Source organism: Sporosarcina koreensis, from assembly GCF_042655825.1.
GTDB classification, from domain to species: Bacteria; Bacillota; Bacilli; order Bacillales_A; family Planococcaceae; genus Sporosarcina; species Sporosarcina koreensis.
Map to the genome: position 1 here is coordinate 168,228 of NZ_JBHSNP010000010.1, position 25,084 is coordinate 193,311.

The window sequence follows — 25,084 nt, forward strand, 5'->3', positions numbered from 1 at the left end:
CCGATTCGTAAACGATTGCTCAGTGTAGTTTCAATCATCCTTATGACATCAACAATCTTCTTGATGCATATTCCGGAAGGCAGGGCAGCGTCAGTGGGAGATTCCGTGACGATTTTATTTACACATGACCTGCACGACAATTTCTTGCCGTTTGAAGTTGAAAGAGAGCAACGGAAAATGACCGTCGGCGGATATGCCAGATTATCAAGCGCCATTCAGGAACAGAGGGAAAAAGATCCGGATGCAATTGTAGTGGATGCCGGTGATTTTGCGATGGGGACATTGTTTCAAACCATCTTTACATCACACGGCCCGGGCCTCACAATGCTTGGCCAGATGGGATATGACGTGACCACTTTAGGGAATCATGAATTTGACTTTCGGGCAGACGGGCTGGCGAAAAGCTTATTCGCTGCAAAAGACAGCGGTGTGCGACTTCCTAGCATTGTTGCTTCCAATATCGAATACCCAAGGGATGAAGATGGAAATATAGACGCCGGTGTACAAGCTTTAAAAGAAGCGATGGATGGGTACGGCGTAAAGGAATATGTCGTCCTCGAACGTAAGGGCATCAAAATCGGCGTCTTCGGACTTATGGGAGAAGAGGCCGCCGGCAATGCCCCTATGTCCGGTGTAACTTTTCATGATGCGATAGAAAGCGCCAAGTCAACGGTCGATCTGTTGAGGGATAAAGAGGGTGTCGACCTTGTGATTGCTCTTTCCCATTCAGGTACAGCGACGGACCCGGCCAAATCGGAAGATGAGCGAATTGCAAAGAAAGTATCTGGAATTGACGTCATTATTAGTGGCCATAGCCATACGACGCTCACGGAACCGATTATTGTAGGGGACACTGTTATTGGATCGGCGGGGGAATATGGAGAGCATTTGGGCATCCTCAGCATCTCGCGGGATAGAGAGGGCAAGTGGGCAGTCATTCATTATGAATTGCGGAAGATAGACGACTCACTCCCAGCTGACCCGATGATCTCCAATAAAATTGATGCATATAAACAGGCGATCCAGGAAGACTATTTCCACCGCTTCGGGATGGAATTTGATGAAGTGCTTGCCACTTCACCTTTCGATTTCACCCCGTTCATAGAGCTCGGAGTTGAACAAAGGGAAGAACCGATCGGCAATTTGATCGGTGACGCATTTATTCACACGATACGGGAATTGGAAGGAAGCGCGTATAAGCCGATCGCTGCAGCTGTTGTACCTTACGGGAATATCAGGGATTCATTCAGCAAAGGGGCTATTACGGTTTCACAAGTTTTTAAGGTGAATTCATTAGGCGTCGGGCCGGACGGAGTTTCCGGCTATCCGTTGCTTGATATTTATTTAACGGGGAAGGAATTGAAAACCGTAGCGGAAGTCGATGCCTCGATCACGCCGATTATGAATGAAGTCCAATTGTATATTGCCGGTTTAAGTTATACGTTCAATACAAACCGTTTCATCTTCAACAAAGTGACAGACATCCATTTCCAGTCTTTTGATGGCACAAAGGAAGAAATCGATGATGAGAAGCTTTACCGTGTCGTGGGCGGCTTATATTCCGTTCAAATGCTGCCCTATGTAAATGAAAAATCCTTTGGCATCCTGTCGGTTGTGCCGAAGGATGAATACGGCAGCCCTGTCACCAATTTTGAAGACCGAATCATTTATATGAAGGATCAACAGGAAGTGAAAGAATGGTATGCGATAGCGAATTACTTCAAATCCTTCGAGAAAATGGACGGCGTTGCACAAGTTCCTGCCTATTATGAACATGCAAAAGACAGGAAAATCGTAGTGCACGATGCGAATATTTTGGCGGTCCTTAAAAAACCGAATGGCATTATCTTGACCGTGTACGCCATTATGCTCACTTTTATCGGCATGTTTGCTCTAGTGATTGCTATTATGCTGAAAAAGAGGAAGCGTAATGCAGGGAAGGCGACTGTGCCACTCTAATTGGATAAAATAAAAAAGAAAAAGCTGGATTGATCAGCTTTTTCTTTTTGGCTATTAATGGTGAAATTAATCCAGCCCTTTATCAAACAATTTTCTTAACAATTGCTTGTCGCCAAGGTATGACATTTTTGCGATTTTGTCGTCGCGCATAATGGCAACACCTGTTACTTCAATAGGCGTTTTCTCCCCGTCTTTATTGACGTAATCAAGATCGACTGTAAAGTTATAGTTTGTTGGCGTCACTTCGTTTTGCTCCACATCGACTTCGTTCACCTTCAATTGATAACCATTTCTGTCGGCTGCCCAATGGAAAATGACGAACTCATTCGTTAGAATGTATTGCTCGAACGTGCTTTCCGTAAAATAAGGGGCGTATGTTTCCTCTAAATACGCATGGTATTGATCGAATCCAGTCCCACTGTCCTCTATACGATCCGACATGTAGTTCTGGAAAATTGCTTTTTCATCGGGTGCATTCATTTGCAGTTCGACAACAGTTTTGATGGATTCCTTGATTTGTTCTTGCTCATCAGGCTTGGAACAACCTGCAAAAATAAGACAGATTACACTAAGTAATATAGCTGCGCCAGTTTTCCAGCGGGAATTCCTCTTTTTCATCCTCTCACCTCAAACATTCACATTTTTTATCTGCTATATATACGGAATACGGACGAAAAACGATTCACTTATTTCGCGCTGGAAATATATCGGTCAATTCCGGGAAGTTATCGATCATTTTGGAAGAGTTATCGGTCAATTCACGATAGTTATCGGTCACTTTCACAATTTTATCGTCATTTCGTGACTTTGGACCTATGATAAAACGCATCATAAGGCACAACGTTACATGAAAGGCGGATTAAACAGTGCTGTATAAAAGTTTATAGTTTTTTATAACGGGTATAATTGATTGCTATATCTTTAACAATGCATGGCAAATTGCCGTCTATGACGATTTTTTAAATCGAATAGGCGGCTCATTTTATAGTGCGTTACATATAGCTGAAAAGTGCTTCTGCTAATGAGAAAGGGGAATTACTGTTGCATATTACAAGGGTGTTTTGGTATGCAGTCGTTATTTGTATAGCGATTGTGCTATGGGGTTCATTTGCCCCAGATAGTTTGAACGAGTTGACAGTATCTGCGACCGAATTTATTTATGATCACTTTGCATGGTTTTACATATTTGTCATCGTTGCGATGATTAGTTTTTGCATTTATATCATGTTTTCGCGTTTTGGCAAGGTGAAGTTAGGAAAACAGAATGAGAGGCCGGAATTTAGTTTGCTTGCATGGTTTGCGATGCTGTTCAGCGCTGGGATGGGCATTGGATTGGTGTTCTTTACAACAGCGGAAACCATTTCGCACGCTTTCATCAGTTCGCCGAACGGGGCGCCAGGGTCTGATCAGGCGATAATTGAGTCGCTCCAATACGCGATGTTTCACTGGGGCCTTCATGGCTGGGGGCTGTACAGCATTGTTGCACTCGTACTCGCTTACTTTAAATTCCGCGTTGGCGCACCAGGGTTGATTAGCGCAACGCTAGAGCCATTGTTTGGTAAGAAAATCATGCGTGGCACAGTTGGACATATTGTAGATACGCTTGCAGTTTTTGCGACGGTTGTCGGTGTCGCATCCACGCTTGGTTTCGGGTCAGCGCAAATTAATAGTGGGTTGACGTATCTGTTTAATGCCCCTAAAACGTTTTGGTTTCAATTGATTATTTTACTCATCTCTACTGTCTTATTTATTGTATCCGCATGGTCGGGTATTGGACGGGGCATCAAATACTTAAGTACCATTAATATTGTCGTTGGATTTATCCTTTTACTTCTTTTGTTTATTGTCGGCCCGTCCATGTACATTTTAAATCTGTTTACAACTTCAATCGGTAAATATGCAGGGAACTTCATTGAAATGAGTTTTGAACTGAAACCGCTGAATGGGGAGGAGCGCCAGTGGATTAATGATTGGACGATATTTTATTGGGCATGGTGGATTTCATGGGCGCCATTTGTAGGCATGTTCATTGCACGTGTTTCAAAAGGCCGAACAATAAGGGAATTTGTCGCAGGCGTATTACTGGCTCCTACACTTGTGACATTTATCTTCTTTGCCGTTTTTGGCGGCTCGGCATTGTATCTGGAGCAAAACGGGATTGCCAAGCTGTCCGCATTAGTGACAGAAACGGTGACATTCGGCATGTTTGAACATTATCCGCTTGGAACAGCCCTATCCTTCATTACCGTGTTTGTCATTGCCATATTTTTCGTAACATCCGCGGATTCGGCAACATTTGTACTTGGCATGTTCAGTACGGGGGGACAATTGAATCCTTCAAATGTTGTCAAAATCGTTTGGGGGCTTGCATTAGCTGCCATGGCCGCCATTGTCATGTACTCCGGTGGCATAAAAGGCTTTCAAAATATGCTTATCATATCGGCGTTGCCTCTCTCCCTTATTATCATTTTAATGGTCGCATCGTTTTATAAAATCATTCAGCAAAAAGAGTGATGCGCTACTGCAAGGTGACAGCAAATTAGAAAAAATCATAAGGTGGGGTCGTAGTGAACCTATTAAACGTTAGAAGAGGACAATTTGTTTATTACCATAATAAACTGCATAAAGTATACTCTGTAAATCCATTTTTCAGGAAGTCTGTGCATCTTATTCGGCTTGAGGATTTGGAGCAGCGGCTCGTAACTGCGAAAGAAATTACATTGTACAGACCGAAGCATTTGGATAGTTTCACGTTCAATTATCAGCGATACACGCTTCATAAAGAAGTGAAAGCAAAAGTCGGTGATTATATTTTAATTATTAATCCTAAACCTGATTCCATTGACCATCACCATCTTCACGCGATTGAAACTGTCTCTTCAATAGAAGCGAACGGTGTCATTAGCAATAAATCGAATGGAATCAGACATAGCGAGTATTGGGTAATGGTGCCGGGGCTGGAAGAGGGTGCGACCATCATTGACCGTGCATTGCCTGACGGGGATGAACCAAACGAGCAAGCGAAGGGGCAGGAACCCCAACCTCCAGTTCATATCCCTAAAATCGGCGATGTTTATCAAAAAAATAATAGTGATCCCGTCGTTCAGGCGATGGTCGTTGCAATTAAAGGGGAGACTGTCTATTTAGGTGGGGATATTGAAGTTCATATGGATAAATTGACGAAGAGTGGTGTGTGGAGCTTACATACACAGGTGCATTTGTAAGGTGTTTAGGAGGTATGGGGTTGATTAAAAAGAGGAATGCACGTATGAGTGATGTGCATTCCTCTTTTCGTCAAGCATGTGCTCAGGGCTCCCTTTGCATTTTCCGTATCGCAACAATCCGTCGCCAAATTGCTTTATCCTCCATTTGCGCAAACCCGCCGATGCCTGGTGTTGTGTTCACTTCAAATAAAATAGGTATCCCTTCCCGATTGATCCCGACGTCCATCCCATATTCTCTGTTCGGCAATACGGAATAGATGGTTTGTGCAGCCGCCAATGCAATGTCTTCTATTTTGTTAACTATTTTCTTTTGATTCCTGACTTTCGTCTGTGATAAAACCTCGGGAACCGTCATGACAACAGCGCCTCTGTGGAGATTCACAATCCCGCTTTCTGACACGGGACCTATTGCGGTCGTCCCGTACATCCCGCCGATCACCCAGATGTTGTTCAGTTTTTGAATATGGACCCGAATCGCGATAGGCTGTCCATTTTGGGTGCAGCTTTGGATATCTTCCTGAATAATATAGCGACCGCTTTCTCTGCCAAATGCGATAAATGGATGAAGGAGCTGCCGAAGTTCATTTACTTTCGTTATGAATTTTTGAATCGGTGTCCCTTGAAGGGTAAATCCATTTATGTAGTAACCCGCGCTGTTGCTTTTACGAATCTTGAAAATCGCTCTGCCCTGTCCTGTTGTTTCATGTTTCACGAAGACAGATGGGTGGCGGTTCAATAAATCATCCAGATTCTCCTCACTATATACGACCGTTTCCGGAATATGCTTTGCGACGAATGGATCTTGCTGTAACAATACATGTTGCTCCCATTTCCCTAATGATTTCTTCATCTGATCTGCTTCCTCCTTTTGTGACGTCGTTGTATTTATTCTATGCAACTGAAATCACTGTTTCTGGATTTTTAGGAAGGAATGTGAAAAGTCATAGTTGTTAGTAAAGGTGACTGTAGTGTAATGTGGAAATTATAAGGGCGGTGATTCATTTGATAGAAATTCCTTCAAGTTTAGCGGAATTGACAGACGGATTTTCGTGGGAGCCGATTACAATTGGCCATTCGGAGGCGATGACCTTCTTGTTAAAAGGCCAGCATGGGAATCAATACTTAAAAGTGCAGTCGGTGCATGCTGTTGAACGTCTCTATGTCGAAAAGGAAAAATTGGAGTGGTTGGAAGGAAAGCTGCCTGTGCCGCGAGTGCTTTTCTACGGGACGGACGAGATAAATGAATACTTGTTGATGTCTGAAATAAAAGGCGTGAATGCAGCGGATCCATCACATCGAGATAGTTTGCCAGCCATGTTGAAGTCGATAGGAGCCGGCCTTAAGACGATTCATCGTGTGCGCATCGACAACTGTCCTTTTATTCAAAGCCTGGATGTGAAAATGAAAGAGGCGAAAAATAGGGTAGAGCAAGATTTGGTCGATGAAGAGGATTTTGATGAGGTGCGAATCGGTCGGAAAGCTAGTGAACTCTTTGAAGAGCTCGTCTCCAAAAGGCCGTTGCGCGAAGAGCTCGTTTTTACGCACGGCGACTATTGTATGCCAAATATTATTGTGGAAAATCAAAGAGTGAGCGGCTTTATTGACTGGGGCAGGGCTGGGGTTGCAGATAAATATCAAGATATTGCTTTGGCGATACGGAGTATTTCCAGTAATTTCGGCAAGGAATTCGTCCCTTTCTTTCTCGCAGGCTATGAAATAAAAGACGTAGATGAATCTAAAGTAGATTACTATCAACTAATGGATGAGTTTTTTTAACATCAACCTTTATCGGCGGAATGTCGGTACAGGTTGGTGTTTTTTTGTGGAATCCGATAACGAATGGCGCTGTATATTTGTCCAGTTAAGGAAGAGACTAAAAACACTGGAGAGAAGAGGTGGAACATGACAATTGTAAGACTCGGATACGTGGCGATGAGCATGGAGCTGAAAAATGCATCCCCTTCAAAAACGATGACGTATGCGCAATTTCAAAAACAAGAGGACCGTGAAGCCGCAATCCGCAAATTGGAACGGATTGCAATGGAGAATTTGGAACACACACATCGCTTACTAAAACATAATCTTTTTAATGAAATCCATTTTTATCGCTTCAGCTCGCGGCTTGTTCCTTTAGCTACCCATGACGAACTTTCCGGTTGGGATTATATGCAGCCATTGAAAAAGAAGTTCCGTGAGATCGGAAACTTTGTAAGGGAGCATACGATGAGGGTTGATTTTCATCCGGACCATTTTGTCGTTTTGAATTCCCTGAAAAGGGACGTTCTTATTAATTCAGTGAAAAACTTGAAGATGCACTATTTGTTTTTAAGAGGAATGAAAATAGATCCAATTCATCGCTGTGTTCTCCATGTCGGCGGAAACTACAAAGATACAGAGCAATCATTGGAGCGTTTTGTCACGAATTGGAGTGATGTTCCGCTGCCCATTCAACAGATGATCATGCTGGAAAACGATGATACATCGTTCACACTTGAGGATACGCTCTATCTGTGCGAGAAGTTGGGCATTCCGCTCGTGTTCGATTACCATCACCATCTGGCGTTCCACCGAAATGAAAATTGGGAAGATGATTGGGACCGTGTGGTGGGGACATGGAAGACCTCTCCGCTTCCGATTAAAATGCATATTTCCAGTCCGAAAAGCGAGGAGAAATTCCGCCACCATGCGGATTATGTTGATGTGGATATGTTTTTCAGGTTTCTCAATGAAATCAAAGGGTCCGTACCGCATATAGATTGCATGATTGAGGCGAAACGGAAGGACGATGCTCTGTTTTCCTTAGTTGAAAAGATCAAAGGAAGGGAAGGCATCGAAATGATAGACGGCTCGTCATTTTATTTGCATTAACGTGGAGTTTAAGTGAGTTATCGGTCATTTCCCGAGTTTTATCGATCATTTCCCCACACTTATCGATCATCTGCGGACAGTTATCGGTCATTTCACGATAGTTATCGGTCACTTTCACAATTTTATCGTCATTTCGTGACCTTTGACCTATCTCGGCGTGAACAATAAAACAGCAATGCCAGCCGTCAATATTGGCCAGCACTGCTGTTTTTTCTTATTTCTTCTTCAATTTAATCCGATACGAAAGGCAAGCGGATAACGGTGCCGTCTCCACGTATGTCCAGTTGTCGAAATCCATGGCGCCGCCGGGGAAGATGGCGGTGATCGTCAATCCTGCCTTTTCGCAAAGCGAGCTGATTTCATCGACTGTGTAGCAACGCAGCGATTGCGTGACAATTTCATCGGGATTCTCTTTGTGCCACCAGCTATCGACCATTCGGCTTTCTGTTTCGTCGAATGAATAAATCCTTTCTGCATCATCGATTTTCATTTTTTGGCCAGCCGCAATCGTGCGCCAATAGTGCGGATGGTAAATGTCGATGAGCAGTGAACCTTCATCTGTCACCCAGCTTTTCATTCGCTCGAGCAGCTTGAGCTGGTCGTCGTCTGATCCAATGCCGAAGCCATCGAAATAGCTCACGACGTCGAATGGCTTGGAAAACTCGTATGTGTAGAAGTCACCTTCATGAATGTCGATCGATTTCGGTGAACGGCGTCTTGCCGCTTCGACCAATTCTGGTACAAGTTCCAGCGTCGTCATCGAAATGCCGCGGGCGTCCAACGTCCGGGCGATGCTGCCGACGCCTGCTCCGATATCGAGCATCGTTTCGAATTTGCCGCCGATTTGCTCTTCGATTTTATCGGCATCTGACTGCAAGTAGCTTGCCATTCCCGCTTCCGCGTCGCGTAACCATTCAAATTGCTTTTTATAAAAGGGGATAACCCATTGGTTTGTTGTCATGTTAATTCCTCCTGTAATTTTATTTTCATTACAGGCGGCGCTTTAAGTTCCGGATGCCCATGTACAATCGCTCCTCTCGACTACATTGTACAGAGAGAGGATAAGAGTTTCAACTGACTTTTTAGAATGTTTTTGATTATCAACCAAGGGCTGGGTCCTCGATAAGTTCATAGTGCATAGGACAAACAGGCGTATGAATACAATCCTATTGGGCGATTATGCCTGATGAATGAACGGAAGGGGTTGGGTTGATGGCGTATACGGATAACTATGAAAGGGATGCCTATGGGATTATCGCTTTTTGGTTACGGAATGATTATGACCATGGCCGGTTTTTCGACAGGGAAATAAGCCATTATGAAACGGAATTGGCCCGGGCGAACCTGAACAATATTCAACGTCTGGGAAAGGTTTGGGAAAAGGCGGCGAAGAAGCAAGGTGATATTGGTACGCTCCTTAACGAGGCGCAGCATGCGACACGTGAATTCCACAGTCTTCTCGCCTATACAATGGATAAGTCCCTGCACTGTGAAGTGATCATTTCCACGCCGGTGTCGCTTTTGGATCATATGGTGCGGGAATCTGAAGAGTCACAGAGAGTTTTTAAGTTGATTGAAAGCGGCGCTACAATCTCCCCCTCAGATGCAATCATCCACGAATCCGTCTTTTGGTTGCGGCAAATGGCGGATCATTTAGGCTATATCCGACATTATTTGGATATATCAAATTACGATTTGAATTTCCAGGTGACCATGATGATGCAAAAATTCGAGCGGCTGTTGATGCAAGCAACCGCGCTGCAAACGATGATCCGTACCCCGAGGAATGAAACGCTGCCAGTCCTCACACAATTCAAAAATATGATTATTAAAGAAGCTAAGAGTTTAGAGGCATTCAAATTGGAACTGGATGATTTAGTTAAGAAATGCGCTGCAGTTACAACGTCACCACCGGATTTATTGGAACATATCGCTAGAGAGGCCCATCATCTTTGGAGGAACTTGGAGGAAGAGAGAATCACATAACAGTAAACAAGACCCCATTTCGCATAAATGGGGTCTTCCTATTTGTTAAAAATTAGTATCCGTAATATCCACCCGAAGGACATGGATAATAAGGCATCATTGGTTGGTGGTGAATACCCCACGGGTACCATTGGCCGCTTTCCATATACTGATCGTGTCCATATTGCCATTGGGTGCCGGCAGGTTGCCATGGAAAAGACGGAATGGCATAGACCGGCCCAAAGTCGTTATGTTGTTGATTTTGAATTTGTCCATACTGCCATGGGCTGCTTTCTTGCATCTGGCCACTTCCTTGGACAGCTCCAGGTTGCCAAGGAAAAGCCGGAATGGCATAGATTGGACCAAAGCCGTGTTGTATTTGATTTTGACCGAACAACGCTGGGTGTTCGGAGCTTTCTAGCTGTTCAACTCCTCTATATTGCCCTGCCATGGATGGAATAGGGATGTTAAGGTCTGGCCCCACACTGTTTACATCATAGAACGAACCATATTGAGTAGTCATCTTAATTCTCCTTTCATACTACCCATAGTATTCACCTAGTGTATATTTGGGTATCGGTTCTAGAAATCATTTAGGTTGTGGGCAAATAAAGTACTCGCTGAGCCGATACATGTTATAGTTAGAAAGTAAAATTTACAAGTGAGTTGGTGAACAGCATGATAGAAGTCAAAACATCTTTGATTAGTGATGGTGAATTCAATAGAGGCGTATTTGCGACATGTGATATTCGCAAAGGGACGATGGTGCACGAAGCGCCAGTCATTGCCTATCCGAACGACCAGCACCCGCATATCGAGAAGACGATCATCGCGGATTATGCTTTTGAGTATGGCATTAATCATTCCGCAATCCTTCTCGGGTATGGAATGTTATTCAACCATTCGTATGAGCCGAATGCAACGTATGAAATCAGTTTTGAAAAGCATACGTTTGACTTCTATGCGTTTACAGATATAAAAGCGGGCGAAGAGATTTTGATCAACTATAATGGCGACGTGGATGACAAAGAGCTGCTATGGTTTGACCAGAAGTCATAAAGAATTAATTGAGGAAACGCAGGAATCGAAATGATTCTTGCGTTTTTTTGATGCCGAAAATTGCGGAGAGAATTTATTTCGATCATTTTCTGCGGTTTATCGGTCATTTCAGGGAAGTTATCGGTCATTTCGAGAGAGTTATCGATCACTTTCACAATTATATCGTCATTTTGTGACTTTTGATCCACTTGGTTATGCCCTCCTATTTGGTTGCGGGCTTTAATTCTGACAGACTCCTTACTAGTATTTCAAACTTGGGAATTGAATATGTTATACTCATTGGAAAGTTCAAACAAATGGAGGATAGGGAATATGATTTCTTTCAAAGACATAAAAGATGCCAAAGAGCGAATCAGTGATATCGCCTATGTGACGCCGATTTTACAGTCAGAACAACTCTCTAAACTATGTGGGAATCAGATATTCTTAAAATCAGAGCACTTGCAAAAGACAGGGTCATTCAAATTACGAGGGGCAAGTAATAAAGTCATCCATGCTGTTGAAAACGGCGCGAAGTCTGTGACGGCAGCTTCATCGGGGAATCACGGCCAAGCGGTTGCCTATGTTGCCAATAAATATGAGGTTCCAGCAACGATTGTTGTTCCTGAAACGATCAGCAATTGTAAGATGAATGCAATCCGGGCTTACAACGGCAATGTGGAAATGTGCGGGACTACATCTGAAGAGCGATTGCCGAGGGCACAGGCGATTGCTGCTAATGAAAATGGCGTATACATTCCCCCTTATGACGATCCGTTCATCATGGCCGGTCAAGGAACAGTCGGGTTGGAAATCTTGGACCAGGTGGAAAATGTGGATGCCATCATTGTCCCTGTTGGCGGGGGAGGACTTCTGGCTGGAATCCTGACGGCAATCAAAGAAACGAATCCGAGAATAAAAGTGATCGGTGTTGAGCCTGAGTCGGCCAACGATACGTACTTGTCCTTGCAGAACAAGAAAATAACCGCAGTTGCCGCGCATACCATTGCGGATGGATTACGAACAAGCCAGCCGGGGGAATTAACTTTCCCGGTACTGATGAAATACCTCGACGATTTGGTCCTTGTCAGCGAAGATGAAATCCGCCAGGCCTTCAGTTTCGTTTTGGAACGTACGAAACAACTGATCGAACCATCAAGTGCTACAACGATAGCCGCTGCGATGTTTAATAAATTGGACATCCAAGGTAAAAACATTGTAACCGTCATCTCCGGTGGAAACGTAGACGTGGACAAGGTTCATCAATTTATTGAACATGCTGCACACTGACCAATACCAAAAAGAAAGGAGTTAGCGTCCTTGGCCACTTCTCCTTCTTCATCAACTGATCATCCGAAGTCCGGTCGCTCCCCGAGGCCAGGTATCACTTTGATTGGGATCCTGATGACACTGTGGTGCATCGCGTTTGCGGTGGTCAATATCATTTTCGAGCGTACAAACCATTTCGCCGAAGGTGCATTTGCCGAGTACGCGGCTGGCATCACGGTGATGAACTGGCTTGTCGTCGGCTTAAAGGCACTTGGCGCGGCTGTAGCGTTGCTGTCGATTGTGAGATTCCCGAAGCTTCAACTACCTGCCCTTATGACCGTGTTGTTGTGGGGAGCTTTCGCCACGCTCGGCTTATATGCCCTTGGCAGCGTGGCGCAAGCGGTGGGTATGCTCACCGGAATTTCGGGAACTGCCGACCAAATCGACCTAATGGGGGTAGGTTACGTAGTTATGTTCCTGTTTGCCGCGGCTGGCTTTGGTTTCCTGGCTGTCTCGTACTCGCGGCGTTACGGCACGCGAAAAGGCTACGCCATCCTCGGAGTAGTCGGCGCGCCCGTGTTGCTTGGTTTGATTCTGATAGCAATCCCCATGCTATTGGTCGCCCTCGGACTTATGCCTGCATACTGATATTGAAGTGAAAATGAAGCTCAAAGGCTGTCCCATGCTCGTGCGTGGCAGTCTTTTTATTTTTGATCCTCATGTTGTTTTGAGAATTATCGAAACTTTTTATGAGTGAAATCGTACAAGTATTTAAGAATAGTATGGTTACTGTGGTTATGTATGAGGAGGGGATCTTATGATTTCAAAACAAGACATCAACAAGCCAGTGAAAGCGGATAATCTTATTGTTTTTACATTTTTTCTGCACCTTTTGTTACTGTTAGTTGCCAGCTCTGTACCGGAAGGAAGTTTCTTCTTTTGGATGACCATCAATCTGACAGTGGAGGCTTTCATCATGTTCCGCCTCCTCTTATTGTGGAGGCGTTATAGTAAGCACGAACCGAGGCGGTACAATTCTCTCCAGTTGTATTGGATCCTTACCGGACTTTCCATTTTTGCAATGATGCCTTTTGTTAGGGCGACATATGGTTCGGTAGCTTTTTGGCCTTTCCTGTTTGGTACAGTATTTTTATTCCTATTGAGCCATTTATGGAAAGAGAAGATTGCTTCAGTATTTGTGAATCCCCGCAAAACGAAGCACCTCATCAAGTGGCCGAAAGCGCTCGCCATCATTGTTATCATAGGACTGGTCATCATGACGGTGCTGCGCTTCACACCGGCCCATCCTAACTTGGGGCATAGTATTTTCATATATATGATAGGGGGTTTCATGGGCTTTTGCGCGACTCCTTTTTCACTTGACCAAGAACGAATCGAAAAGCTGATGGACGAATAAGAAAGTCGAAAGGCATGACATATGAGCAAGGGAATGGATTCCCTATGGCTTAAATGGTATTTGTGAGATTTCGTAAAGAAAAAGGGGGGGGAGGTATGGAAGCTATTGGAATTGTTTTAAACATAATACTATTCGTCTTAGCCATTTATTTACTATCAAGAGTCGCTGAATTTATCAACCATACAAAAAATAAATTAAATGAAATGGATAAGAAGTTGGAAGAAATAGAAAAGCTCATAGCCAAAAAGGGTTGATTACACGACCGGAATCAGTAAGCAATCAAGCGCAATTCTGAAACAAGGTCTTGCTCCCGTTCTACAATCAGGCCATGTTGCGAAGTGAATTGTAAAGAAAGAGTATTAGGGGGACGGTATATGAAAGGGAAAGCGGTGGTATTATTTTTGTCATTAATGATCATCATTGTTTTCACTTACTACAAGTTGAATTATCGGGATTTAGATGAAGCTATACGAGAATCGAATGTCCCGGTTGATGAAGTTTTCCACACGATTGACTTTAATGATCACCTAATTATGTTTTATGGCAGTTATGGTGATATTTTATCAGTAGCGACAATTGAAAAGAACCTTCTTGGTTTTCGGTGGGTGTTTGGAACAGGAAGTAAGCAATTCAACGAAGAGGATAGAAAGCTGACCCGCACGTTTAGTAACTTAGAGCCAACAAGGAAAAAGTCGGATGATCATGAACTCATATCCCTGACATTCGGGGTCATTAACGACCCTTTGATTGAGACGCTTGAGATAAAGTATAAAGATCAAGATTTCGCCAAAGCAACAATCATCGAAACAGGTAAGGGACGAATATGGTATTGCTTTTCAGAGACCCCTGTTAATTATGATCCCGACGTAAAAGTCCATTATAGGAACGGAACTGTAAAGACAGGTTGGGAATGAATTAACGGAAGCGATTGTAGAATGGATCTTCTTTACACGAATGGGTTGTGAATCAGTGAATGGAGTAATGATATGGGTAAGAAAATATGGATATTGTGTAGTGTAGTTTTGACCGCAGCCCTCGTATGGTGGATATGCAAGCCAACAAATGACACTACTATTGTTTATCATTTACCTGAAGGTTTAAAAGGGTGTGTGAACATATATTTCAATCAGCCTAAAGAGAAAGAACTGGAGATTGTAGATGATACCTTGCTATTTGTAGTGCCTAAACAAGGAGATATTCTAACTTCATCACCTTATAAGTTTATTACAGATTTAGGGTGGCACAGAGAAAAAGCTTTTTATGTAGACGAAGATGGAAAGCCGGTAAATGAAATTAATACTGCAGAATTTCCAATCGGCGGATACATTTCGAACGGTAATCCGTTATCCGAAAGGATGACTAGAACGTTTGATCCGAATCAAGAACAATGTTATTGACGTAGTATTCTTATTCAACTAATGGAGCATTTAGTTCAATAAGAATGCTGAAATGGGGAGAATTGAAATGAATTTATACATTGAACATTATGTTACATTCTTACTCTTAATTTCATTTGGATTTTTTTATATTATTACATCGGTGTTGACAGGAGGAACAAATGAACCGTATAGAGATTTACTAATAACTATTGCTGTCGTTCACTTTGTTATGTCTAAACTGATAACTATAAAAAAGAATGAAGATAAACAAGAGAAATAGCTTATTGAACGGGTGCTTTACTTGAAGAAGTTGAGTTGCTTGGGGGCTCAATTCTTATAACGTGGCAGATTATTTGAAAAGTGTATAGAACAAATAAGTAACTTATTTTACCTTAGTCAGTCTAATGATACGAGGAGGGATAACGTGAAAGTACCAAGATTATTTTTTAGTTTGGTTTTTTTCGTAATATTAACTGCTTATGGATGTTCTAATTCATCAGGTACAGGTGAATTAGAAGAAGTTCATAGCACTGGAAATCCTGATGCAAAAGAGATTTTAACATTAGACCCAGAAGCCGACATATTTCAGTTTGAAGGTGTGATTTATAAGACTGGAATTGATTGGGTTGAAGAACTGACTCTAACAAAAGTCAAGCAGGTAGGGGAAATAATAACAAGAAATGATGCAAATACGGATTTCGAAGACGAGATGTCGAATAAACTTCCTGTTGGTGCAAAGATTTTTTCCACTAAAGAAAGAGGAGATATTTTAATTGTGGAATCTGAAGGAGAAATCAAAAAATATCTTGCAATCGTTGAAGGATAAACAAACTGTCTTGTTGAATTAACGGTCGCATTACTTGAAGATCGTTAAGCTGTATAGACGGCTCAATTTTCTTATTCAACTAAAGGTGTAGTTCAGTTCAATAAAGGTAATTATTTTCTTACGCAGTCATCTTGAAACCCAGGAGGAATTAAATGAAATATTTATTATTTGGAATTCTTCTAGCTGTGGTGGGTGTCTTAGCGTCTATTGTGATATGGGATATTGAAATGGTTACTACTATTACAGGTGGAATCGGATTGTTTTTTATTGTGATATCACTCATTTCCTCAGGTGTATTAGTAAGTGGAGATAGAATGAGGGCTAATTTAGCAACTGAATCAGCCAAAGATAATAAGCAAAGAAATAATGTTAGTTTTAGTTCAGTTCTAATTGCAGTTCCGAGTATTGCGGCAGCAATTTTGTTTTACTTTTTATTGAACTAACAGGTGCTTAATTCAAGAGCTAAGCTGCTTTGACTGCTCTTTTTTCTTATTCAACTAAAGGGTAGTTCAGTTGAATAAATATGGGGGGAATTAATTGAAAAAGCGCATTTCAATAACATCAATTATTTTATTAGGTACATTCGTTATATTTCTTGGTTTCATTTACCTTAGTAATCCTATTGTCTTAAACGGAAGTAGTTCAACTTATGAAGATATCAACGGAGAAAAAGATATTATCATTCATTTTTACAACGAAGGAATTGGTAGGGTGCTTCTAAAAGAAGTATTAATAAATAACCAAGTTGACAATACAAAGGTCGAATTAGGAATAAGTTATGACACTTCCCAACTTGTTCAAAGTGGGACGGATAATAAACTAATAATGTTTGGTGAATTAGATAAAGAATACGTAAATTCCAGGATACCGAGTGAAGAAATACTAAGTATTATCAACAAAAAAGAAATGACTCCTATTCATTATGGCATTCGAATTAAGGACTATGAAAAACCAATTGAATCCATAACCATAAAATACAAGTATTTAGGGTTCCCGGTCTCCAAAGAGTTAACTTTTAATTAGGGATTATAAATATTGTTGAACTAACGGATGCTTTACTTGAAGATCATCGGGCCGCCCTAGAGGTCATTCTCTTAACGCAGCAGGAAAGTTGAAGAAGAATATCGAAATTTATTAAGACGATTTGGAGATTAGGATAGAAAGGTGGCTTTTATGTACAGCGTAATCTATTTGTACCCAGTTCCAAAACAGAGTAAGGAGGAGTTCATTGAAATAAACAAAAGAGCCTCCCTAATTTATAAGGAATTTGGTGCTATTGAAGATGATACTTTTCAGAGTACTAATATAGCACCTATGTATGGTTGTGAAGGGATGAAAGCTTCCGTTGTCTTGCATGAAAACGAGACTATGATGTTGTCGATCTCTACATTTAATAGTAGAAATCATCATGATATGGTTATGGGAAAAGTTGATAGGGATAAGGAAATTCTTGAACTATACAATAAAATGATTAACATAATTGATATTAATCGCGTTGTTAGAGGCGAATTTGAAAAAGTATAATTAGTTAATCGTTATAAAACTTCTTATTCAACAATTGGGTGATTAGTTGAAGAACATGGGTTGCTTAGTAGGCAGCTCTTTTTTCATATTGATCTAAAGGGGTTAAGCAATGAATAAATTATTTTCACGACAACCAATTCAAGGAGGAGGTATATTGAAAAAAGCAGCTTTCACTTTTATTTTGCTGGTCTTCTTATTAACTGCTTGCCAAGCAAATGAACCCAAAGCAATTACACTGGAAGAAGTGCTATCTTCATTTGAAGAACAGCAATTATCACTAACAAAAAGCAAAGTTAAGAACGACCATATTTTTGGAATGAAACTTAATGGGAGTAGACCTTCTGCTTATGAATTAGACGGAAGAAAGTTATTAGTGTATATCTATGATTCAAGTGACGAACGTGAAAAGGGATTGGAAGATTGGCGTGAAAAAACAGCAAGCATGGATACGGTCTCATATAAAGTATATGAAGTTAATAATGTGTTACTTTTTTATGTGTATGTTGATGATCTAAATAGTGAAATAGACAGTAAAATACAAAATGTTGTTAATGGATTAAGTCATTAATTAATTTTCAACGAACGTGGCAGTTTAGTGGAATAGGTTGTCTTTAGAAACAAGAAGGGGGGAGTATATGAAAAAGGTTTTAATTTCTTTATTAGCAGTAGTTGTGTTAATAGCTGGGGTTTATATTGTTTCTAACCTTAAACCACCTAAACCAAATATAACTATTGAAGATAATACAGTAGAAGTGGCACAAGGATCTTATTGTTGGGGTGGGCTTATTAGCGGTCAATGTGTTGATATGATTTCTCCACCGGAACTTATTAAACATCACGAACTTAAACCAGTTGCTGTATCACCTGGAGCTGAATTAAAAATAGAATTTAATCGTAAACCACTAGAAAATACGTTGGTCGCATCTATATGGTTTAGTAACGATGAAGTAGAAGATGCCCCATTAAATGACAATGTATTAGTAGTACCACAAGAAAAAGGTGTTTATATTTATAGTGTTTCTGCACGTTGGGAAAAGGGAAGTTCGGGTTATGCCTTTGTAATTGAAGTTAAGTAATTTTTTTTACTAATAGATGCTTTACTTGAAACCGTTCAGCTGCTTAGACAGCTCTTTCTTTTTATTCAACTAACGCAGCAGGTTAGTTGAATAATGATTTCTAATAAGGGAATCAAATGCAGAGTTTTTTTATATGTAGAATTTACTAGGGGGGGATGAGTTTGAAAAGATTTATACCGTTGGTTATTGTGGTGTTATTCACTCAATTACTGGCAATGATTATGTGGGGTGAATATGTTCGGTTAAGTAATATTAAGATGGGATTTGCTATTGTAGGAACACAAATCCAACCAACTTTATGGTTCGTTTTTGTTATAGAAATCATATTATTAGTTATTTGTTTTAAGAAAATTGAGTAATTTTATTAATCAACTAACGGGTGCTTTACTTGAAGATCGTTGAGTTGCTGGGGGCTCAATTCTTATTGAACTAACGAGGCAGTTTGGAGGTGTCGTGGTATGTGGGTTGCAGAGCTAATAACTACGGTAGTTGAAGTAATCGCAGGTATTTACGAATCGAAGAGAAAGAGGAGAGGTAGACGTTTGAGAGAGGGAAAAAGGAGTGTCTAATACGGACACTAGATTGAATACACAGTTCGATAATATTGTGAAGAAATGTACAGAAGCTAACAGGTGCTTTACTTAAAAAAGGAGTAAAGCCTTTTTCATCTTTAACTAAAGGTTAGTTGAACAATGATAAACAACCACAAAGGAGTGAAGATATGGCGATCTTGCAATTTATCTTTTTCTACATGGGATGGCTTTTCATGCCTATCTGGTGCATTATATTTTGTTTGAATTTGGTTTCGATATTGAAAAAGGTAAAACATGAAGAAAAAACTACGGCCAATACAGTTTGGCTTATCATATCGTTTACTATTATTATGTGGAGCATTGCATGGCTAGCAGTAGGCTTCAATTAAACGGGTGCTTTTCTTGAAGATCGGGGCTGTTTAGACGGCTCTTTATTGTTGTTCAACTAAAGGGGAGTTTAGTTGAACAACAATTTGTAATACTAATACGTATTTCCACCTAATATCTCAAGGGGGGACAGTGTGAAATATAAAATTACAATAGCTTTTTTATTATTGAATTTATTTTTTATTGCTGGCTGTTCAGATTATCAAGAGGAATTTACTTTCACGGGAACAGTAGAGGAGATACTTGTTGAAGAAGAAATGTTAGTTATTAAAGAATATGGCGGAATTAATAAAGGTAGAAAAGACGGCAATATATACGAAATACCTGTTGATGATGTAGAGAGATATAGCATGGGGCAGAAACTTGAAATAACAGTCTTTTCTAATACTACTGCCGATGTTTGGGATCTGAACAATATGAAATTCGATATTAAAACAGTCGAAAATTAAATATCTTCTTCAATTTGCTTAAAGATCGTTGGACTGCTTAGATGGCTATTTACTAGTAAACTTCAAAGGGGTGGGAAATTGAACAGAGATGACGAAACTCCCGAAGATAGGAGAGAGAGACTAAGACAGAGGGAATTAAAACATCCTTCAAGCAGTATTCACGGGAGCAACCTTTCTGATTTGGTGGGCGGTTTAGGTTGGAAGGGTACTGGGATCATAATTGTGTTATTAATATTAGGCCTTGTACTATATTTTGTTTTCTTCCACTAACGGGCGCAGTTGTCAAAAGCATTGTGACTAAAAAAGTGTGCAATATTATTTGTTTTTAGAGAGAGCGAGGGAGTATATTGGGCATCGGGTTAATCCTATTAGGAATTCTCATATTCGTTTTAAGTTTATTAACCCCTATAAATATTTGGACGGCGTCATTAGTTTCCATTGTTCTTATTGTTTTGGGGGTAATTCTATATAAAAAAAGAAAGAGTAAAGGGAGATTATAAGTGCGAAAAGTGTTTTATTCTCAACTTGTATGCCAGTTTCTCCTTCTTTCGGTGATCGCGGGTTGTTCTTCAAGTGCGGACTGGAACTCAGCATTTGTAGTATGGAATGGCTATATGTATGAGGTCAGCAATGAGTATGTTGATGAAACAGATGAAGAGATTGGGCAAGTGACTACGTATTCGGATAGGGAAAGAACATACTCTGGAAACTTTTCGAACAAGTACAGCAAGGGAACTAAGTTTTATTCAATTAAAGGTATAAATACGGATGAAGCGATAGCTGTTGAAGAGGGTGAAAGGTATCGAAAAGCAATTAACAATGGAAAGTATGGGGAATGATTTATACAGCAATTAACAGTAGAAAAAGCAAATGAAAAACGCACGGGTTCATTACGTCTGTGCGTTTTTCACTTACATATTTTCTTGTTGGAATTTGCGTACAACTCACTCTACAATCGTGTCCTTTACTTGAAGAACTCACGTTTAAGAATACTCATTCTTAAACGATCGATATACTCCCCATTTCTTAATCGATCTTGTCTTAAGATTCCTTCTTCAACATAACCCATTCTTTTGTAAGACTTAATTGCCTTTTCATTATCAACTTCTACTCTAAGCCAAATTTTATTAAGCGTTAATTCATTAAAACCCCACACCAACATTTCTTTCATCGCAGATAATCCATAACCTTTACCCCAATATTCTTTATCACCTATAGCTATCCCTAATTCAGCGTGTTTATTTAATGTATCAATGTTCTTTAAGTCGATCCAACCGATATGTTTACCCCAGTCAGTTAAAATTGCTTTCTGTTCATATCCATTCGCTTTATCAATGCACAATTTAATCCAATTTCGAGTTTCTTCTCTGCTAAAGGGTGGATATTTCTCTGGCATATTTAGATGTTTTGTTACTTCTTTATCTAAACACCATTGATAACGCTCTTCAGCATCATCTACGGTTAATTCTCTTAATTGGACTTTTGGCAATTCAATTGTTTCCATTTTCAATCGTCCTCCCGTTTATGCGATAACTTGTTCCGCTATCTCGCTCCGTTTGTTGAATAATTTATCTACTAATAATCTATTTTAACACATAACATCTTCTCCTCTTCGGAGTATTCATTTATTTCAAACAAATTATTTTTACAGTACCATTCTCTCCAACCAATTAACAAGGTAATTAGCAATAGCACATAAATTTATGCGATGTTGCAAATTTGTTTACCAATTATAGTGCGAATTCTATTAAAAAACCGCCTTAAACATTGATATAACAACAAAAACGGGGACACCAATTCATATGCGAATTGCGTCCCCAAATGCTATGTTTTTTATTGTTTTCTCCCCATCAACCGAACCCGTTATCCTTATGACTGGCTTCCTTTTATTCACCAACTCAGCGCCATCCGCAACACGCAGCAGCTGTTTTGGGCATCGCTGTTCGAGAAATCGATCCGGATGCCGGACGGTGTGTAGTTGAGCGTGTATTTGATCGTTACACCTGTCGAGCGGACGAGCCGCTCCACCTCCTTTTGATCCGAACGCTGCGCGGCGTCCATGAGCCGCCTTGCAAAATCATCTGAAGCAGTCAGTGTACCGATGAATAGATTCGCTTGATTCAACACTTGTTTGAAGCGGTTGGCCGATTCGCTGAACTTCCGTGTATTTACCGGCGGATAGGGGCTTCTTCCGTTTTGCGGTGTTGGTGTGGGCATCGCCATATATCCCGGGTGGACTGGCATGTAAGCTTGTTGCCGGGAATCAAAGCCATAGGGAAAAGAAGAATAATACATAGGCAACCTCCGTATTTCTTCGATGCCTCAGTATATGCCCCTTGCGGAGGACGCGTGTTTTTCCGTCAAGCCCCGATTGTCCGGATCAGCTTATCCATATCCTCTTTACGTAAAATCTGTGGCACCGGATAAAGCGGATTCGCTTCTTGGATTGCACGCTCTGCCATGAGCGGGATGTCGCTGTCGAGAATGCAGTCCACTCTCGACGGGATGTCCATCTTTTCATTCAAATCCTTAATTGCTTGAATGAATTTCGTTGCCTTCTCCCTAGTAGAGTCTGAAGGTTCGCAAACGCCTGCTGCATCCGCCAATTCTGCTAAGCGTTCGTGGACGGATTCCCCGTAATAATCGAGGACATGCGGCAGGATGACGGCATTGGCGAGACCATGCGGCACATTGTAAAACCCGCTCAGCGTATGGGCGATGGCATGGACATTGCCGACATAGGCGCGTGTGAATGCCATGCCCGCAAGATAGGCGGCCTTTTGCATATTCGTGCGCGCGGCGATGTTTTCTCCATTGGAATAGGCTTCGTAAAGATTTTCAAAAATGAGCTTCACAGCATCGATGCTCCATTGCCTCGTCTGCTTCGTGTTGCTTTTCCCGATATATGCTTCGACCGCATGCGTCAGTGCGTCCATCCCGGTTGTTGACGTAATAGGCTTCGGAAGCTTCACGGTGAGCAGCGGATCCAGCACCGCGAAATGCGGAATGAGTGCGGTGTCCATGAGGGCGTATTTTTCATGGGTCTCACTGTTGGAAACGACGCAGGCCAGTGTCGCTTCACTGCCTGTCCCAGCCGTTGTCGGAACAGCGAACAGTGGCGGCATCTTTTTATTCACCTTCAATATGCCCTTCATTTGAGGAATCGTTTTATTTGGTCTCGCCAATCGCGCACCGACCCCTTTCGCGCAATCGATCGGGGATCCTCCGCCGAATGCGACAAGCCCTTGGCAGCTGTTTGCTTTGTATAGCTGCAGCGCCTCCTCGATATTATCGATTGTCGGATTCGGGACCGTTTTGTCGAATATGACAAACTTGATTCCTTTATTCCGTAGTCCATCAAGGAAGCTGTCCATTAACCCGGTTGCTGCGATCCCTTTATCCGTCACAATCAAAACCGTTTCAATGCCTTCATGTTGAATGAACACCGGAAGCTCTGCCAAACTATTTATCCCATCGATCAGTTGAGGCTCCCGCCATGGCAGGAAAAAGGCAGTCGCTTTCATCACCTGCTGAAAGCTTCGGCAATACAATTTGTACATGCTGCTTCACCATCCTTCAAGTAGATGTAACATTCTAACTATTATACCTTGAAATGACAGTAATTTGCTAGAAACTATTTTGCCAATATAGCGTGTGAAAAAGTTATCGATCATTTCCCGAGTGTTATCGTTCATTTCCCAAACTTTATTGTCATTTCGTGACCTTTGACCTACCCTGTAAACCAGATGAGGCACCCGAACAACTTGATATTGTTCGGGTGCCTCACCGGTTAGTCCTAATAGTACTGCGGCGTCCACGTCCGCCAGTAGTTGTTTGCAGCAGCGATTGTTTGGAAATGAATTGCGATAACTTGTGATGCTGCGATCAAACTATCCGTATCCCTCGAATAGACCGGACGCAATAGCTTCCTTATTTCTTCTGAAGGCTGTGTAACTTCGACCCCTTTTTGCGCAAGCTTCACCGCTAATGCATACCCGTCTTCGGGCGTTTGTGTGAGCAGCGTTTGCAGTTGGTCGTTTGACATGCAGACCACCTCCCAGAATATTTACTAATGCAACATATGCATAGGCAATCCGGTGGGTGTCTATCTTAATACTAAGCAACTTGAATGATACAATGAAAAGGCGTGAACAGTTGAAAATTTATTAACAGAGAGGAAGTTAACGATGAAAAGTGTAACCCCATTTTTAATGTTTCAAGGCGGCGTTGCAGAAGAAGCTATGAATTATTACACATCCCTCATTGAGGATTCGGAAATCAAGAGCATTTCCCGATTCGGAGCCGAAGGACCGGGCAAAGAAGGGACGGTTGTGCAAGCGGTATTCACGTTAAAGGGGCAGGAGTTCATGTGTATCGACAGCCATGTCGATCATGAGTTTACATTTACTCCGTCCTTTTCGATTTTTCTTACATGTGATACCGAAGAGGAGATCGACAGCCTTTATCATAAAATGATTCAAAATGGTACAGCACTCATGCCGATCGGCAACTATGGGTTCAGCAAAAAGTTCGGATGGCTGAATGATCAATTCGGAGTATCGTGGCAGCTAAACTTACCGGAGTAATCTATGTAGAATAACGTCGTAGAGGCTATTCCCGAAATGGGAATGGCCTTTTTCAGGGATATGGAGCGCGGTTGTCACATATAGTGTAGGCGAAGCACAAGTACGTCATTGGAGGAATCAGATGCCGAAAAAGTTGTATTTCCTTTTGTTGCTTGGCTTAAGCCTACTAGCCGGCTGTTCGTATGACAGCGAAAAAGCGGTCAAAAATGGGGACGTTATCAATATGCACGGTCCAGTTTTCAATTTTGATCGATTTACACAATTCTTGGATCGTGTAGAAGCGAAAGAGACAGCCTCCGTCCGGATCACCAACTACACGCTAGACGGAAACCCGACGTTGTACAATTTGTCTTTCGATGGTTCTGTATTCGATTTGGAAATCGATCGGTCGAAGAATAAAGACCGGGGGGACAGCCCTCGTAAATTGAGCATGTCCTGTACGGAGCTTGTGGCGGATGAAGGGCAGCAATTATTCATCTACACGCTGGAAGGGTGTGAGCAAGGGACCGCTGCCGATAGTTTTCTTCTATTAAATATCTTGAAAGAGCAAATTGAAGACCATGAGCATTAGACGTTATGGAAGT

The 25,084-nt window shown here is 41.6% G+C and carries 33 protein-coding genes; 25 read left to right on the forward strand and 8 right to left on the reverse strand.

Annotated features, from left to right (window positions below; translation table 11 throughout):
- The first annotated feature begins 105 nt into the window (after nucleotides 1-105).
- Nucleotides 106-1,959: a bifunctional metallophosphatase/5'-nucleotidase gene (locus ACFPTP_RS05965; RefSeq protein ID WP_381442952.1), complete on the forward strand. Its 1,854-nt coding sequence runs from the start codon at nucleotides 106-108 to the stop codon at nucleotides 1,957-1,959.
- 66 nt (nucleotides 1,960-2,025) lie between these two features.
- Here ACFPTP_RS05965 and ACFPTP_RS05970 read toward each other — a convergent pair whose 3' ends face one another.
- A complete protein-coding gene (locus ACFPTP_RS05970; protein ID WP_381442954.1) occupies nucleotides 2,026-2,577 on the reverse strand; it encodes a hypothetical protein in 552 nt (183 codons plus the stop codon).
- Nucleotides 2,578-2,997: 420 nt separating this feature from the next.
- Between ACFPTP_RS05970 and ACFPTP_RS05975 the strand changes: the two genes are divergently transcribed.
- Both ACFPTP_RS05975 and ACFPTP_RS05980 read left to right on the forward strand, forming a co-directional pair.
- Entirely contained in the window at nucleotides 2,998-4,473 is a 1,476-nt protein-coding gene (locus tag ACFPTP_RS05975; protein WP_381443120.1) for a BCCT family transporter, read from the forward strand.
- Between the two features lie 53 nt (nucleotides 4,474-4,526).
- Nucleotides 4,527-5,183: a hypothetical protein gene (locus tag ACFPTP_RS05980; protein ID WP_381442956.1), complete on the forward strand. Its 657-nt coding sequence runs from the start codon at nucleotides 4,527-4,529 to the stop codon at nucleotides 5,181-5,183.
- Nucleotides 5,184-5,265: 82 nt separating this feature from the next.
- Here ACFPTP_RS05980 and ACFPTP_RS05985 read toward each other — a convergent pair whose 3' ends face one another.
- Entirely contained in the window at nucleotides 5,266-6,033 is a 768-nt protein-coding gene (locus ACFPTP_RS05985; RefSeq protein ID WP_381442957.1) for a YheC/YheD family protein, read from the reverse strand.
- 152 nt (nucleotides 6,034-6,185) lie between these two features.
- On the opposite strand from ACFPTP_RS05985, the gene ACFPTP_RS05990 reads away from it, so the two are divergent.
- Together ACFPTP_RS05990 and uvsE are read left to right on the forward strand one after the other, a co-directional pair.
- Nucleotides 6,186-6,959 carry an APH(3') family aminoglycoside O-phosphotransferase gene (locus ACFPTP_RS05990; protein WP_381442959.1) on the forward strand — a complete coding sequence of 258 codons (774 nt, stop codon included), beginning with the start codon at nucleotides 6,186-6,188 and terminating at the stop codon, nucleotides 6,957-6,959.
- Nucleotides 6,960-7,085: 126 nt separating this feature from the next.
- On the forward strand, nucleotides 7,086-8,051 hold the full coding sequence (uvsE, locus tag ACFPTP_RS05995) for a UV DNA damage repair endonuclease UvsE (protein WP_381442960.1): 966 nt from the start codon (nucleotides 7,086-7,088) through the stop codon (nucleotides 8,049-8,051).
- A gap of 214 nt (nucleotides 8,052-8,265) precedes the next feature.
- Here the strand turns inward: uvsE and ACFPTP_RS06000 are convergent, their stop codons facing one another.
- Nucleotides 8,266-9,012: a class I SAM-dependent methyltransferase gene (locus tag ACFPTP_RS06000; RefSeq protein ID WP_381442962.1), complete on the reverse strand. Its 747-nt coding sequence runs from the start codon at nucleotides 9,010-9,012 to the stop codon at nucleotides 8,266-8,268.
- A gap of 251 nt (nucleotides 9,013-9,263) precedes the next feature.
- Here ACFPTP_RS06000 and ACFPTP_RS06005 point away from each other — a divergent pair, with 251 nt between their 5' ends.
- Nucleotides 9,264-10,037: a DUF2935 domain-containing protein gene (locus ACFPTP_RS06005; protein ID WP_381442963.1), complete on the forward strand. Its 774-nt coding sequence runs from the start codon at nucleotides 9,264-9,266 to the stop codon at nucleotides 10,035-10,037.
- 52 nt (nucleotides 10,038-10,089) lie between these two features.
- On the opposite strand, the gene ACFPTP_RS06010 is transcribed toward ACFPTP_RS06005, so the two are convergent.
- Entirely contained in the window at nucleotides 10,090-10,539 is a 450-nt protein-coding gene (locus tag ACFPTP_RS06010; protein ID WP_381442965.1) for a hypothetical protein, read from the reverse strand.
- A 155-nt stretch (nucleotides 10,540-10,694) separates the two neighbouring features.
- On the opposite strand from ACFPTP_RS06010, the gene ACFPTP_RS06015 reads away from it, so the two are divergent.
- The 17 genes from ACFPTP_RS06015 to ACFPTP_RS06095 all read left to right on the forward strand — a co-directional run bounded on the left by ACFPTP_RS06015 (nucleotide 10,695) and on the right by ACFPTP_RS06095 (nucleotide 20,753).
- The gene (locus ACFPTP_RS06015) at nucleotides 10,695-11,075 is read left to right on the forward strand and encodes an SET domain-containing protein (RefSeq protein WP_381442966.1); all 381 of its coding nucleotides are present in this window, start codon (nucleotides 10,695-10,697) and stop codon (nucleotides 11,073-11,075) included.
- A gap of 312 nt (nucleotides 11,076-11,387) precedes the next feature.
- Nucleotides 11,388-12,344 carry a threonine ammonia-lyase gene (locus ACFPTP_RS06020; protein ID WP_381442968.1) on the forward strand — a complete coding sequence of 319 codons (957 nt, stop codon included), beginning with the start codon at nucleotides 11,388-11,390 and terminating at the stop codon, nucleotides 12,342-12,344.
- Nucleotides 12,345-12,374: 30 nt separating this feature from the next.
- On the forward strand, nucleotides 12,375-12,971 hold the full coding sequence (locus tag ACFPTP_RS06025; protein WP_381442969.1) for a hypothetical protein: 597 nt from the start codon (nucleotides 12,375-12,377) through the stop codon (nucleotides 12,969-12,971).
- Nucleotides 12,972-13,140: 169 nt separating this feature from the next.
- Nucleotides 13,141-13,740: a hypothetical protein gene (locus ACFPTP_RS06030; protein WP_381442970.1), complete on the forward strand. Its 600-nt coding sequence runs from the start codon at nucleotides 13,141-13,143 to the stop codon at nucleotides 13,738-13,740.
- 95 nt (nucleotides 13,741-13,835) lie between these two features.
- Complete coding sequence (locus ACFPTP_RS06035; RefSeq protein ID WP_381442971.1) at nucleotides 13,836-13,994, forward strand: hypothetical protein; 159 nt, start codon at nucleotides 13,836-13,838, stop codon at nucleotides 13,992-13,994.
- A 120-nt stretch (nucleotides 13,995-14,114) separates the two neighbouring features.
- Nucleotides 14,115-14,654, forward strand: coding sequence for a hypothetical protein (locus tag ACFPTP_RS06040; protein WP_381442973.1), 540 nt, complete (start codon nucleotides 14,115-14,117; stop codon nucleotides 14,652-14,654).
- A 72-nt stretch (nucleotides 14,655-14,726) separates the two neighbouring features.
- Nucleotides 14,727-15,137 carry a DUF6843 domain-containing protein gene (locus ACFPTP_RS06045; protein ID WP_381442975.1) on the forward strand — a complete coding sequence of 137 codons (411 nt, stop codon included), beginning with the start codon at nucleotides 14,727-14,729 and terminating at the stop codon, nucleotides 15,135-15,137.
- A 406-nt stretch (nucleotides 15,138-15,543) separates the two neighbouring features.
- Nucleotides 15,544-15,945, forward strand: a complete 402-nt coding sequence (locus tag ACFPTP_RS06050) for a hypothetical protein (RefSeq protein WP_381442976.1) — start codon at nucleotides 15,544-15,546, stop codon at nucleotides 15,943-15,945.
- Between the two features lie 152 nt (nucleotides 15,946-16,097).
- Nucleotides 16,098-16,388 carry a DUF5316 domain-containing protein gene (locus tag ACFPTP_RS06055; protein WP_381442978.1) on the forward strand — a complete coding sequence of 97 codons (291 nt, stop codon included), beginning with the start codon at nucleotides 16,098-16,100 and terminating at the stop codon, nucleotides 16,386-16,388.
- A 94-nt stretch (nucleotides 16,389-16,482) separates the two neighbouring features.
- A complete protein-coding gene (locus ACFPTP_RS06060) occupies nucleotides 16,483-16,968 on the forward strand; it encodes a hypothetical protein (RefSeq protein WP_381442979.1) in 486 nt (161 codons plus the stop codon).
- Between the two features lie 150 nt (nucleotides 16,969-17,118).
- Nucleotides 17,119-17,469: a DUF1428 family protein gene (locus tag ACFPTP_RS06065; RefSeq protein ID WP_381442981.1), complete on the forward strand. Its 351-nt coding sequence runs from the start codon at nucleotides 17,119-17,121 to the stop codon at nucleotides 17,467-17,469.
- Nucleotides 17,470-17,578: 109 nt separating this feature from the next.
- Nucleotides 17,579-18,037, forward strand: coding sequence for a hypothetical protein (locus ACFPTP_RS06070; protein WP_381442982.1), 459 nt, complete (start codon nucleotides 17,579-17,581; stop codon nucleotides 18,035-18,037).
- A gap of 67 nt (nucleotides 18,038-18,104) precedes the next feature.
- Nucleotides 18,105-18,545 (forward strand): hypothetical protein, encoded by a 441-nt coding sequence (locus ACFPTP_RS06075; protein ID WP_381442983.1) that lies wholly within the window; start codon nucleotides 18,105-18,107, stop codon nucleotides 18,543-18,545.
- Nucleotides 18,546-18,706: 161 nt separating this feature from the next.
- The gene (locus ACFPTP_RS06080; protein ID WP_381442984.1) at nucleotides 18,707-18,904 is read left to right on the forward strand and encodes a hypothetical protein; all 198 of its coding nucleotides are present in this window, start codon (nucleotides 18,707-18,709) and stop codon (nucleotides 18,902-18,904) included.
- A 695-nt stretch (nucleotides 18,905-19,599) separates the two neighbouring features.
- Nucleotides 19,600-19,914 (forward strand): hypothetical protein, encoded by a 315-nt coding sequence (locus ACFPTP_RS06085; RefSeq protein ID WP_381442985.1) that lies wholly within the window; start codon nucleotides 19,600-19,602, stop codon nucleotides 19,912-19,914.
- A gap of 78 nt (nucleotides 19,915-19,992) precedes the next feature.
- Nucleotides 19,993-20,184, forward strand: a complete 192-nt coding sequence (locus ACFPTP_RS06090) for a DUF6366 family protein (RefSeq protein ID WP_381442986.1) — start codon at nucleotides 19,993-19,995, stop codon at nucleotides 20,182-20,184.
- A gap of 230 nt (nucleotides 20,185-20,414) precedes the next feature.
- The gene (locus ACFPTP_RS06095) at nucleotides 20,415-20,753 is read left to right on the forward strand and encodes a hypothetical protein (protein ID WP_381442987.1); all 339 of its coding nucleotides are present in this window, start codon (nucleotides 20,415-20,417) and stop codon (nucleotides 20,751-20,753) included.
- 125 nt (nucleotides 20,754-20,878) lie between these two features.
- Here the strand turns inward: ACFPTP_RS06095 and ACFPTP_RS06100 are convergent, their stop codons facing one another.
- The 4 genes from ACFPTP_RS06100 to ACFPTP_RS06115 all read right to left on the reverse strand — a co-directional run bounded on the left by ACFPTP_RS06100 (nucleotide 20,879) and on the right by ACFPTP_RS06115 (nucleotide 23,959).
- The gene (locus tag ACFPTP_RS06100; protein ID WP_381443121.1) at nucleotides 20,879-21,409 is read right to left on the reverse strand and encodes a GNAT family N-acetyltransferase; all 531 of its coding nucleotides are present in this window, start codon (nucleotides 21,407-21,409) and stop codon (nucleotides 20,879-20,881) included.
- A 395-nt stretch (nucleotides 21,410-21,804) separates the two neighbouring features.
- A complete protein-coding gene (locus ACFPTP_RS06105) occupies nucleotides 21,805-22,209 on the reverse strand; it encodes a YuzC family spore coat inner layer protein (RefSeq protein WP_381442988.1) in 405 nt (134 codons plus the stop codon).
- A 65-nt stretch (nucleotides 22,210-22,274) separates the two neighbouring features.
- The gene (locus ACFPTP_RS06110; protein WP_381442989.1) at nucleotides 22,275-23,474 is read right to left on the reverse strand and encodes an iron-containing alcohol dehydrogenase; all 1,200 of its coding nucleotides are present in this window, start codon (nucleotides 23,472-23,474) and stop codon (nucleotides 22,275-22,277) included.
- A gap of 236 nt (nucleotides 23,475-23,710) precedes the next feature.
- Nucleotides 23,711-23,959 (reverse strand): hexameric tyrosine-coordinated heme protein, encoded by a 249-nt coding sequence (locus ACFPTP_RS06115; protein ID WP_381442990.1) that lies wholly within the window; start codon nucleotides 23,957-23,959, stop codon nucleotides 23,711-23,713.
- A gap of 142 nt (nucleotides 23,960-24,101) precedes the next feature.
- On the opposite strand from ACFPTP_RS06115, the gene ACFPTP_RS06120 reads away from it, so the two are divergent.
- On the forward strand, nucleotides 24,102-24,500 hold the full coding sequence (locus ACFPTP_RS06120) for a VOC family protein (protein WP_381442991.1): 399 nt from the start codon (nucleotides 24,102-24,104) through the stop codon (nucleotides 24,498-24,500).
- Nucleotides 24,501-24,621: 121 nt separating this feature from the next.
- Nucleotides 24,622-25,071 carry a DUF4362 domain-containing protein gene (locus tag ACFPTP_RS06125; RefSeq protein WP_381442992.1) on the forward strand — a complete coding sequence of 150 codons (450 nt, stop codon included), beginning with the start codon at nucleotides 24,622-24,624 and terminating at the stop codon, nucleotides 25,069-25,071.
- Nucleotides 25,072-25,084: the final 13 nt, after the last annotated feature.